Annotated in this window: 10 protein-coding genes and 1 pseudogene; 2 read left to right on the top strand and 9 right to left on the bottom strand. The window is 66.7% G+C overall.

All coding sequences use genetic code 11. From position 1 onward, the window contains the following. Positions 1 to 277 precede the first annotated feature (277 nt). The 7 genes and pseudogenes from ACLP4W_RS03055 to ctaD all read right to left on the bottom strand — a co-directional run bounded on the left by ACLP4W_RS03055 (position 278) and on the right by ctaD (position 8,014). Complete coding sequence (locus ACLP4W_RS03055; protein WP_442384006.1) at positions 278 to 1,552, bottom strand: THUMP-like domain-containing protein; 1,275 nt, start codon at positions 1,550 to 1,552, stop codon at positions 278 to 280. Further along, complete coding sequence (locus ACLP4W_RS03050; RefSeq protein WP_442384004.1) at positions 1,486 to 2,469, bottom strand: class I SAM-dependent methyltransferase; 984 nt, start codon at positions 2,467 to 2,469, stop codon at positions 1,486 to 1,488. The genes ACLP4W_RS03055 and ACLP4W_RS03050 overlap by 67 nt, the downstream gene beginning before the upstream one ends. Before the next feature lie 34 nt (positions 2,470 to 2,503). Next, positions 2,504 to 3,181 (bottom strand): annotated as a pseudogene (locus ACLP4W_RS03045) (enoyl-CoA hydratase); the annotation flags it as partial. Then, positions 3,178 to 3,996: an NUDIX hydrolase gene (locus ACLP4W_RS03040; protein ID WP_442384002.1), complete on the bottom strand. Its 819-nt coding sequence runs from the start codon at positions 3,994 to 3,996 to the stop codon at positions 3,178 to 3,180. The pseudogene ACLP4W_RS03045 and the gene ACLP4W_RS03040, both read right to left, overlap by 4 nt. Next, entirely contained in the window at positions 3,993 to 4,871 is an 879-nt protein-coding gene (locus tag ACLP4W_RS03035; protein ID WP_442384000.1) for an ABC transporter ATP-binding protein, read from the bottom strand. The genes ACLP4W_RS03040 and ACLP4W_RS03035 overlap by 4 nt, the downstream gene beginning before the upstream one ends. A 118-nt stretch (positions 4,872 to 4,989) precedes the next feature. Further along, positions 4,990 to 6,222: a phosphoserine phosphatase SerB gene (gene serB, locus ACLP4W_RS03030; protein WP_442383998.1), complete on the bottom strand. Its 1,233-nt coding sequence runs from the start codon at positions 6,220 to 6,222 to the stop codon at positions 4,990 to 4,992. 46 nt (positions 6,223 to 6,268) lie between these two features. Beyond that, complete coding sequence (ctaD, locus tag ACLP4W_RS03025; protein ID WP_442383996.1) at positions 6,269 to 8,014, bottom strand: aa3-type cytochrome oxidase subunit I; 1,746 nt, start codon at positions 8,012 to 8,014, stop codon at positions 6,269 to 6,271. A gap of 211 nt (positions 8,015 to 8,225) precedes the next feature. Between ctaD and ACLP4W_RS03020 the strand changes: the two genes are divergently transcribed. Then, a complete protein-coding gene (locus ACLP4W_RS03020) occupies positions 8,226 to 9,293 on the top strand; it encodes an iron-siderophore ABC transporter substrate-binding protein (RefSeq protein WP_442384007.1) in 1,068 nt (355 codons plus the stop codon). A gap of 120 nt (positions 9,294 to 9,413) precedes the next feature. Further along, positions 9,414 to 10,454 (top strand): NAD(P)-dependent alcohol dehydrogenase, encoded by a 1,041-nt coding sequence (locus tag ACLP4W_RS03015; protein WP_442383994.1) that lies wholly within the window; start codon positions 9,414 to 9,416, stop codon positions 10,452 to 10,454. Here the strand turns inward: ACLP4W_RS03015 and ACLP4W_RS03010 are convergent. Together ACLP4W_RS03010 and ACLP4W_RS03005 are read right to left on the bottom strand one after the other, a co-directional pair. Then, complete coding sequence (locus ACLP4W_RS03010; protein WP_442383993.1) at positions 10,449 to 10,874, bottom strand: DUF3349 domain-containing protein; 426 nt, start codon at positions 10,872 to 10,874, stop codon at positions 10,449 to 10,451. The two genes, ACLP4W_RS03015 and ACLP4W_RS03010, sit on opposite strands and share 6 nt — an antisense overlap. Before the next feature lie 609 nt (positions 10,875 to 11,483). Next, positions 11,484 to 11,674, bottom strand: a 191-nt coding sequence (locus ACLP4W_RS03005) for a hypothetical protein (RefSeq protein WP_442383991.1), incomplete at its 5' end; no start/stop codon positions are given.

The following is an 11,674-nucleotide window of genomic DNA, read 5'->3' as shown; positions in this document are numbered from 1 at the left end:
TACCGACACGTACTCGCGGCGCCGGCCCTGCTTGTCCACGTGCGTCTTCTGGACTCTGACTACGTGAACTCGGCCCTGCTTACGCGGCATAGCCAGCATCCTATCGGGTATCGACGAATCAGTGAATCCGACACGCCAATAATTCTGACTACATATCTAAGCCGGTTCACAGCCCTCTGTCCAGCTCAGGGATCAGATCACGCCCGAAAGCCGTCGTAACTTCGGGCTAAAAGGGCTGGGCGCCTGGAAGAGTGACCGCAGCCAGAGTACCCGCGCACTATCGAGAGGGGCGGCACACGAACACCGTCGCGTGATCGGCGGGCCCGGAGCCAATGCGGGTGATGACCACTGACAGGGCTCGGCTGCCGCGCAGCCGCAGTCGTCGCCGCAGCGCGTCGGGGTCCACGCGCACACCGCGCACCAAAATCTCCAGCGCCCCGCAGTCCAGCGCCGACAACGCCTGCCGAAGCAGGCGCTCATCGAACGCCAACTGCTCGAGCACCTCGAAGCCCCGGACCCCCGACGGCAGCCGATCCCCGGACAGGTAGGCGATGTCGGGATCAAGTTGCCACAGCCCGTGCCGCGCGCCGTAATGGCGCACCAGGCCGGCCCGGACCACGGCGCCGTCGGGATCGACGACCCATCGCCCCGCCGGTCGCACCGGGCACTCGTCCGGTTCGGTGTCGGTGATCTGTTCACCGCGATCAAGGACGCTCGCCCGACGCCGGACACCCGGCTGCGCCAACCCGGCCGACCACAGACACGCCTCGCGGACCGAACCGCGATACGACGTCACTTCGATTTCGCCGTCGAAGCCGAGTCGCCTTACTTGATCGAAATCAATTCCGGGAGCACACTTTACGACGAGATCCCGGCCGCGGTAGGTGTCGAGCAACTGGCCCAGGCCGGGCTGGTAGTCCGCCGGGCGCAAGCGCCGCCGCCCGCCTTCCCGGCGCGCCGGGTCGACGATGACCACCGCGCCGCAGGTCACCGGATGCAGCGCGTCGGCACGGCAGAGGGCGGCGGGGTCCCCCAGGTTGTGGCGTGCCATCGCCAGCCTTACCGCATCGATGTCGCTGCCCACTGCTCGGACGCCCGAGCCGCGCAGCGCGGCCAGTTCGGTGCCGATCGAACACGTCGCATCGTGCACTAAGACATCCGGGCCACCGGGCCCGGTTGCCAGCCGGCCGGCCCGGTGCAGCGCCACCGGAGCGGCCGTGGCTTGCTGCAGCGCCTCGTCGGTGAACAACCAACTCGATGGGCACAGCTCACCCAGCTTCTCCGACGCGCGGCGGCGCAGCAGCGTCGTCTCCACCAGCACCGGGGCCCGATCGCCGAACCGGGCGCGCACCGCGGCGGTATCGGCGATCCGGGTGGCGTCCGTCAACTCGAGTTCGGCGACCACCGCAAGTGCCGCGGCACCCGATTCCGATCGCAGGTAACTGACGTCGTCCGTGCTGAAGCGCAGCCCAGTGAAGCCGCTGTTCAGGAGGGTTTGACCCCGGTGATCATCACGTTGTAGAACCAGCCCTTCGGCACCAGGTGCCGCCATACGTTGGCGTCCACCCAACTCAGGGTCTTCCAGCTGTTGAACGCGAATTTCGCCCAGCCCCAGCCCAGCCGCCCCGGAGGCACCGCACATTCGAACGTGCGTAGCGGCCAGCCCAGCATCGCCGCGGTGAACTCGACGGCGGAGGTCTGGACCTCGAGCGCGCCGGCGTTGGTGGCCATCCGCTCCAGGTCACCCGGGATGAAGGTGTGCAGGTCGACGAGGGCCTCCAGCGCGGCTGCGCGCGAGGATTCGTCGAGCTCCGCCTGCGGACGCCGCCAGTCGGTCAGACCGGGCATCTTGGTGGCGTTGGTGATGATCCGCCACGTCAGCGTGGACAGCGTGCGGGCGTATCCGTCGCCGACGCTGGTGGGCTCGCCGGCGAAGACGAACCGGCCGCCCGGCCGCAGCACCCGGATCGCCTCACGCAGCGAAAGCTCGACATCGGGAATGTGATGCAGCACGGCGTGCCCGACGACCAGATCGAAGGTGTTGTCCTCGTACGGGATGCCCTCGGCGTCGGCCACCCTGCCGTCGATGTCCAGCCCGAGCGACTGCCCGTTGCGGGTGGCGACCTTGACCATGCCGGGCGAAAGGTCGGTGACCGACCCGCGGCGCGCAACGCCGGCCTGGATCAGGTTCAGCAGGAAGAACCCTGTCCCGCAACCTAATTCCAGGGCACGGTCGTAGGGAAGCTCGCGAAGGACCTCGTCGGGCACGGCGGCGTCGAAGCAGTCCTGGGCGTAGTCGACGCAGCGCTGGTCGTAGGAGATCGACCATTTCTCGTCGTAGTTCTCGGCTTCCCAGTCGTGGTAGAGCACCTGGGCAAGCTTGCTGTCGTGCCGGGCGGCTTCGACCTGCTCGGCCGTGGCATGGGGCGTCGGAGCCGCGTCGGGGGCGGTTTTCGAACTCCTCGTCATGCAGGGCAGCCTAATCGCCGTCCGGATGCGTGTTGTCAGCCGGCGCCAGTCCAAGGACGGCATTGATGCCGGCCTTGGCGGCGGCCAGCGCATGCGGTGGGCCGTCGAGGAAGCGGCGCGCCCACGCCGCGGCGGCGTCGTACACGTCGTCCGGGGCCACCATCTCGTCGATCACGCCCAGTGCCAGCGCCTCCTCGGCGTCGAAAAAACGCCCACTGAACACCAGGTCCTTGGCCCTGCTCGCCCCGGCCGCGCGGGCCAGGCGAGCCATTCCGCCGCCGCCGGGGATCAGGCCGGCCAGGATCTCGGTCGCGCCGAACTTCACGTTGTCGCCGCTGACCCCCCAGTCGGCGGCCAGGGCGAGCGTGAGGCCTGCGCCCAGCGCGTATCCGGTGATCGCGGCCACGGTCGGCTTGGGGATCCCCGCCACGGCGTCGACGGCCTCCTGCCGCACCCTGTCCGCCTCCTCGGCCTCCGAGGCCGTCAGCGTCCGCAGCTCCAGCATGTCGTCGCCGGCGGAGAAGATCTCGTGGCCCCCGAACAGGATCACCGCGGCCACGTCGTCGCGGCGCCCCAGCTCGGTGGCCGCGGCCACGATCTCCCGGTAGAACTGGCGGGTCATCGCGTTGGTCGGGGGTCGGGACAGCAGCATCATGGCCAGGCCGGCATCCTGCGAGCCATCGCTGACGACGACGCTGACGAACTCGTTCAAAGCGGCCACCCCATCGATCCGCCCGACTTCCGTGCCTGGTGGTAGCGGTCGGAATCGAAGAACTCAAACACCCAGTTGTCGCCCCGCTTCTCCAGGATGGGCTGCACGGGCGCGATCTGGCGCTCGACGGCCAGCACATCGGCGACCGTGCGGCCGGCCAGCGCGTCCAGCTGCGTCCAGGTCGGGGGCAGCAAGACGTTACGACCGGCCGCGAAGTCAGCGATAGCGTCCTGCGGCAACACCCATTCGGCACGATCGGATTCGGTGTTCTCACCGTCGGCGAGTTGACCCTGCGGCAGCGCTCCCACAAAGAAATAGGTGTCGTAGCGGCGGGTGCGCTCGGCTTCCGGGGTGACCCAGTTCGCCCACGGCCGCAGCAGGTCCGAACGCAGCACCAGGTTCTCCCGGCGGAGGAAGTCCGCGAACGACAGCGTACGGTCGGCCAGCTCGCGGCGGGCGTCGCCGTACACCGAGGCATCGCCGACGATGCCCTCCGGGTCGCCGGCCGGCCCGGCGAAAAGCACCCCCGATTCCTCGAAGGTCTCCCGGGCGGCGGCACAGACCAGCGCCTCGGCCAGGTCGGGTTCGATGCCGAACCGCTGCGCCCACCACTGTGGCGGCGGCCCGGCCCACGCGATATCGGCGTTACGGTCGCGGTCGTCCACGCCGCCGCCGGGAAACACCATGACGCCGGCGGCGAACTCCATCGCGGAGTGCCTGCGCATCAGAAATACGGACAAACCGCTTGGTGTGTCGCGGATGAGCATCACGGTCGCGGCCGGGCGCGGGGTCAGCGGCTCTCGGGGTTCACTCATAGGGGCCGCCGGTGGGCTGCGCGGACGCGAACTCGCCGAGCGAAATAGCGCCCGTCGACGACGTCCAGGGCGATCGACTGGCCGAACGCGGTGGACAGGTTCTCGGCGGTCAGCACGTCGGACAGCAAACCCGCGGCGACCACCTGGCCCTCCGACAGCAGCATGCAGTGGCTGAAACCGGGCGGAACCTCCTCCACGTGGTGGGTGACCAGCACCAGCGCGGGCGCGTCGGGGTCGGCGGCCAGGTCGGTCAGCCGGGCCACCAGCTCCTCGCGGCCGCCCAGGTCCAGGCCGGCCGCGGGTTCGTCGAGCAGCAGCAGTTCCGGGTCGGTCATCAGCGCGCGAGCGATCAGCACCCGCTTGCGCTCCCCCTCCGACAGCGTCCCGTAGGTACGATCCGCGAGGTGCTCGGCGCCAAGGCTCTCCAGCATGTTGACCGCCCGGCGGTAGTCGACATCCTCGTAGCGCTCCCGCCATCGACCCAGCACCGCATACCCGGCCGAGACGACGAGGTCGCGCACGAGTTCATCGTCGGGCACCCGCTGCGCCAGAGCCGAGGAACTCAGTCCGATCCGGGAGCGCAACTCCCCAACGTCGACTCGGCCCAGTCGCTCACCGAGCAGAAAGGCGACGCCAGACGAGGGGTGCTCGGCCGCTGCGGCGATTCGCAATAGCGACGTCTTTCCGGCGCCGTTGGGGCCGATGATCACCCAACGTTCGTCGAGTTCGACCGCCCAGTCCACCGGCCCGACCAGGACGTGCCCGTCGCGGCGCAGCGACACATTTCTGAAATCGACGAGCAGATCGGGGTCGGCTGTGGCGTCACCGGTTGCCAAGCCAGTTTGGGAGCCAGTTTGGGAGCCGGTTTCGGGCACCCGACCATCGTGCCGTACCGCGACGCTGCGGCACCTGTCGGGTAGCCCCCTCCCGCGAGCACACGCAGAATCGCACGAAATCCATGATTTCAGTGCGATTCTGCGTCTGCTCGCCCAGCTAGTCCGGGATTTCCACGCGGCGCACCTCGCCGTCGACCGCGTCGGCGGCCTCGATCTCGGCGCGGGTCACACCCAGGATGAACAGCACCGTGTCCAGGTAGGGGTGACTCAGGGACGCATCGGCGACCTCGCGTAACGCCGGCTTGGCGTTGAACGCTATTCCCAGCCCGGCGGCAGCCAGCATGTCGATGTCGTTGGCACCGTCGCCGACGGCGACGGTCTGCCCCATCGGCACCCCGGCTTGCTTCGCGAAGTCGCGGAGCGCCTCGGCCTTACCGGCCCGATCGATGATCGGGCCGACGACCCGGCCGGTGAGCGTGCCGTCGACGATCTCCAGCTCGTTGGCGGCAACGTAGTCCAGCATCAACTCCTTCGCCAACGGCTCTATGATCCGCCGGAAGCCCCCGGAGACCACGCCGCAGTGAAAACCCAGCCGCCGCAGCGTGCGCAGCGTGGTGCGGGCGCCCGGCATCAGTTCCAGCTGATCGGCGACCTCGTCGATCACTGTGGCGGGCAGGCCCGCCAGTGTCGCCACCCGTTGCTGGAGCGACTGCGCGAAATCAAGCTCACCGCGCATAGCGGCCTCGGTGATCGCGGCGACTGTTCCCTGGGCGCCGGCCCGGGCTGCCAGCATCTCGATGACCTCGCCCTGAACCAGCGTCGAATCGACGTCGAAGACGACAAGCCGCTTGGCGCGCCGTTCCAGGCCGTAGTCCTCCACTGCCACGTCGACATGCTCGTCGGTGGCAACCCTCGACAAGGCGGTCCGCAGCGCACCATCGGCTCCCGGCGGCACCGAGACCCGCAACTCCAGGCCGGTCACCGGATAGTCGGAGACACCGCGAATGAGGTCGATGTTGACGCCCAGCGCTGCCGCCTCACGGGCCACCGCGCTGAACGCACCCGCGGTGATCGGCCGGCCCAGCACGAAGATGGTGTGTGTCGAGGGATCCCGGATGATCGGCACGTCGTCGCTGCGCTCGATGCTGACGTCCAGACCAACTCCGCGGATGGCAGATTCAACGTCATCGCGCAGCACGCCGCTGTCGGCGACTTCCGGTGAACAGCACAGGAGCACACCCAGCGTCAGGCGGCCCCGGATCACGACCTGTTCGACGTTGAGCAGCTCGACTCCGTGCCGTGACAGCGCCTCGAACAGCGCCGACGTCACGCCCGGCTGGTCCAGACCGGTGACGGTGATCAGCACCGACACCTTTTCTGGTGCGCTCACCCTCGACTCAGCCTCGTTCGGGGCGGCTAGAGTCCATCGGCGCCCATTAGCTGCGAACGCTCACATCGTCGACTCTGGTGACATCGCCACTCGCGGGCCCATGTGCTCGCCCCACGTGCGCCTCGGCGCGCAGCCGCTCCACCATGTGCGGGTAGTGCAACTCGAAAGCCGGGCGCTCCGAACGGATCCGGGGCAGTTCGGTGAAGTTGTGCCGCGGCGGCGGACAACTGGTCGCCCACTCCAGCGAGTTGCCGTACCCCCACGGGTCGTCGACGGTCACAACCTCGCCGTAGCGCCAGCTCTTGAAGACGTTCCACACGAACGGGAACATCGACGCACCCAGGATGAAGGCGCCGATCGTCGAGACGACGTTCAGACCCGTGAAGCCGTCGGTGGGCAGGTAGTCGGCGTAGCGACGCGGCATGCCCATGTCGCCCAACCAGTGCTGCACCAAGAACGTGGTGTGAAACCCGATGAAGGTCAACCAGAAATGCAGCTTGCCCAATCGCTCGTCCAGCAGGCGGCCGGTCATCTTCGGGAACCAGAAGTAAATGCCGGCGAACGTGGAGAACACGATGGTGCCGAACAGCACGTAGTGGAAGTGCGCGACCACGAAATAGCTGTCGCTGACGTGGAAGTCCAGCGGCGGGCTGGCCAGCAGCACACCGGTCAGACCACCCAGCAGGAAGGTGACCATGAAGCCGACCGAGAACAGCATCGGCGTCTCAAAGGTCAACTGCCCCTTCCACATGGTGCCGATCCAGTTGAAGAACTTGATCCCGGTCGGCACCGCGATCAGATAGGTCATGAACGAAAAGAACGGCAGCAGAACGGCTCCGGTCGCGAACATGTGGTGTGCCCACACCGCGACCGACAGCGCGGCGATCGACAGCGTCGCGTACACCAGCGTGGTGTAGCCGAAGATCGGTTTGCGGGAAAAGACCGGGATGACCTCGCTGACGATCCCGAAGAACGGCAGCGCGATGATGTAGACCTCGGGGTGGCCGAAGAACCAGAACAGGTGCTGCCACAATATGACACCGCCGTTGGCGGGGTCGTAGACGTGGGCCCCCAGGTGGCGGTCGGCGGCCAGGCCGAACAGCGCCGCGGTAAGCAACGGGAACGCGATCAGCACCAGGATGGACGTCACCAGGATGTTCCAGGTGAAGATCGGCATCCGGAACATCGTCATCCCGGGTGCGCGCATGCAGATCACGGTGGTGATCATGTTGACCCCACCAAGGATGGTGCCCAGGCCGGCAACCGCCAGGCCCATGATCCACAGGTCACCGCCGGCACCGGGCGAGTGGATGGCATCGCTCAAGGGTGTATAGGCGGTCCAGCCGAAGTCCGCGGCACCGCCCGGCGTGATGAAACCGGCCATCGCGAGCGTGGCGCCGAACAGGAACAACCAGAACGAAAGCGCATTCAGCCGCGGGAAGGCGACGTCGGGCGCGCCGATCTGCAGCGGCAGCACCAAATTGGCGAAGCCGAACACGATCGGGGTGGCATAGAACAGCAGCATGACCGTGCCGTGCATGGTGAACAGCTGGTTGAACTGCTCGTTCGACAAGAACTGCAGACCGGGCGTGGCCAACTCGGTGCGCATGAACAGCGCCAGCAGCCCGCCCAGGAAGAAGAAGATGAAGCAGGCGACGCAGTACATGATCCCGATCATCTTGTGATCGGTGGTGGTGATCAGCTGGTAGACGAGGTTCCCTTTGGGACCGGTCCGGGCCGGGTACGGACGGACGGCCTCGAGTTCTCCCATCGGGGGCGCTTCGGCTGTCAACAGCTCCTCCAAACATCCTCGGACAGGGGCCCAGAACCCAGTATTGAGACGAATCTTAGCCCCCGATCAAGTCGACGGCAGGGCTGGTCCTACAAACTGTCGTAAATACCTAAATGGCGCCAGCGTGTCGTTTCGGCGGACCGCCACGAGCTGGCCGGATGTTAGCGTCGGTTGCGTGCGAATCGGCGGGAACCGGCCCACGCGGCTATTCGTGGCCGGCGCCGCACTGGCCGCGGCTGCGGTCGTGGTCTGCAGCGGTTGCGGGTCCGGTACCAAAGCGTCGTCGCCGGCCCGGACGCTGATCACCCCCACCACTCAAATCGCCGGTGCCGGGGTACTGGGTAACGGTCGCCAACCGGACGAGTCGTGCGCGCGCGACGCCGCCGCGGCCGATCCGGGGCCGCCAACGCGACAGGCCCACAACGCGGCGGGAGTCAATCCGGACGTTGTGCAAGTGCCCGCGGAACCGCAGCGCATTGTGGTGCTCTCCGGTGACCAGCTCGACGGCCTGTGCGCGCTCGGCCTGCAATCGCGGGTGGTCGCCGCCGCGTTGCCGGACGGCTCCTCGGGTCAGCCCTCGTATCTGGGCAGCGCGGTGCGCGGCCTGCCCGCGGTGGGTACCCGCACAAACCCTGACCTGGCCGGCATCGCGGCGGCTCATCCCGACCTGATCCTGGGATCGCAAGGGTTGACGCCGAAGTTGTATCCGCAGCTGGCCGCGATCGCCCCGACGGTGTTCACGGCGGCACCCGGCGCGGACTGGGAGGACAACCTGCGCGGCGTCGGCGCCGCGACGGCACGCGGTTCGGCTGTAGACGCACTGATCAACGGCTTCTCGCAGCGGGCCACCCAGACGGGGGCCATGCATGACGCGGCCCACTACCAGGCGTCGATTGTGCAGTTGACCATCAACAGCATTCGGGTTTACGGGGCCAACAATTTCCCGGCCAGCGTGCTTGCCGCGGTAGGGGTGGATAGGCCGGCGGCGCAGCGGTTCACCGACAAGGCCTACATCGAGATCGGCGCCACCGATGCCGACCTCGCGAAGGCGGATTTCTCAGCGGCCGACGCCGACGTCATCTACGTGTCGTGCGCCACACCGGCCGCCGCGGACCGCGCCGCCACCGTCCTGGACAGCGACCCGTGGCGCAAGCTGTCCGCCAATCACGACAACCGGGTTTTCGTCGTCAACGACGAGGTATGGCAGACCGGCGAGGGATTGGTCGCGGCCCGCGGCATCGTCGAGGACCTGCGCTGGGTCAACGCCCCGATCAATTGATCCGGGCGCCCGGTACGCACACATCGCCATAAGCTGATATTCGGTGTTGGCCGATTGGCCTGAGAACTTTACCTTAGCTAAGCTTTTCTAGGACTGCCTAGATCGAAGAGGAATTATCTGATGAGCACTGTTTCCGCCTATGCCGCCACTTCGGCCACCGAACCGCTGACCAAGACCACCATCACCCGGCGCGACCCGGGTCCGCATGACGTAGCGATCGAGATCAAGTTCACCGGGATCTGCCACTCGGACATCCACACCGCCAAAGCCGAATGGGGCCAACCGAATTACCCGGTAGTGCCCGGACACGAGATCGCCGGCGTGGTGACCGCGGTGGGCTCCGAGGTCACCAAACACAAAGTGGGCGACCGCGTGGGCGTGGGCTGCTTCGTGGACTCCTGCCGGGAATGCAGCAGCTGCAAGGCCGGGATCGACCAGTACTGCAAACCGGGCGCAACCTTCACCTACAACTCGGTCGGTAAAGACGGCCGGCCGACCTACGGCGGTTACAGCGAGGCGATCGTCGTCGATGAAAACTACGTCCTGCGCATACCCGACGCGCTGCCCCTCGATGCCGCGGCGCCGCTGCTGTGCGCGGGCATCACGCTGTATTCGCCGCTGCGGCACTGGAAGGCCGGGCCCGACACGCGTCTTGCGATCATCGGCCTAGGCGGGCTGGGCCACATGGGCGTCAAGCTGGGCGCGGCGCTGGGCGCCGAAGTTTCGGTGCTGTCCCAGTCGCTGAAGAAGATGGAGGACGGACTGCGTCTGGGCGCCAACAACTACTACGCGACGTCCGACCGACAAACCTTCCGCAATTTGGCCGGCAGCTTCGATCTGATCCTGAACACCGTCTCGGCGAACCTGAAGCTCGGCGACTACCTCAACCTGCTCGACGTCGACGGCACGCTGGTCGAGCTCGGCATCCCCGAACACCCCATGGAGGTGCCTGCGTTCCCGCTGGCGCTGATGCGGCGCAGCCTGTCCGGGTCCAACATCGGCGGAATCGCCGAGACCCAGGAAATGCTGGATTTCTGCGCCGAGCATGGCGTAACGCCCGAAATCGAGGTCATCGAGCCGGATTACATCAACGAGGCCTACGAGCGGGTGCTCGCCAGCGACGTTCGCTACCGCTTCGTCATCGACATTTCAAAGCTATGAGGCGACCTCTGAGGCTTTTTCCGGCGCGGAACCTCGCGCCGCCATTTGGGCCGCCTCCGCGTCGTCATCACCGGGAATGACCTTGCTGACGTCGATACCGGCCAGCGGCCATCCGGCGGCGGCCAACGTGGCGGCCACCCGGATGACGTTCTCCGGCCCGGCGTCGTAGTGGGTCATGTCGGAGATGAACTCGGCGATCTCGTCGCGGTCGATCGCGTGGTCTACGGTCGCCGGCGATCCTTCCTCCGCGGTGATGTCGCGCACGACTTCCTTGATCTGCTCTTCGGTCAGCGGGGTGCTGCGCAGCAGGGCCATCAACGGCACCCGGTCGGGCCCGGGGACGCCGTCGGGGTAGCCGACCTGCAGCCAGCGCACGACTGAACGCAGAAAATGGTGGTGCTTGTGCGGGGTTGTCGTCACCCCATTAGTGTCACGGCACCGGCCTCATCCGCGCCACCGTGGCGTCGCCCGATCCCGACAATTCATATTCCGTTCAGTATCCGATCAGAAGTCCCCCTGGCTATGCACCTGGTACCTGTTTGACCGACTTCTGCGTTCGCTGTCGCGGATCTCATGCCCGACGTCGATAGACTGTCTCCACTGCGATGAGAACGAAACCTAAAGCTGAGCAGCGGCGTCGTGACGAAGCGCCGGCCGATTCTTTTACTTTGACGAAGATCGGCTAAGGCCGCATCTCGGTAGCGGGTTGTGCCTTGCAGATACGGCCCATCTCACGACGATGTGTGACCGCCCGCTCTATGGCGGCAGGCCAAGGCCTCAAAGTGACAGCTAGGCAGAGCGTTTCACTGCGTGAGCCTGGATCAAGGCTCACAAAACCATAGCGGAGTTACAACGGAGCCTCAGATAAGACCCGTCGGTGACCGTAGCCAAGCCAGACCGACGGCGGTTGAGTGTTCGCGTGGCTGTCAGGTGCCTAGGGTGAGCTAGTCGGATTCCGCAACACCGCTTGCTACGCGCGCTGCGCGGATGCCTGCTGACACCAGGTGAGGCAGCAGTCAAGCCGTTGGCTCAGTTGCGGGCCGCTGACTCGGGGCGGCTGAAGCGGAGCAGGATCTTCTGGTTGTAGTAGTAATCGAGCCAGTCGAGTAACCGACCTTCGTTGAGGTGCCGAGCGGCGATGGGAACAAAGCGTACGCGGAGTCGACTGGCGGCAACCTCGAACCCGGCGTCGTAGAACCAAGCGGCCACTTGATCGAGGT

The sequence above is a fragment of the Mycobacterium sp. genome (genome assembly GCF_052145595.1).
Lineage (GTDB): Bacteria > Actinomycetota > Actinomycetes > Mycobacteriales > Mycobacteriaceae > Mycobacterium.
The sequence above is the reverse complement of the archived record's forward strand: the minus strand, read 5'-3'. Positions and strand labels throughout refer to the sequence as shown.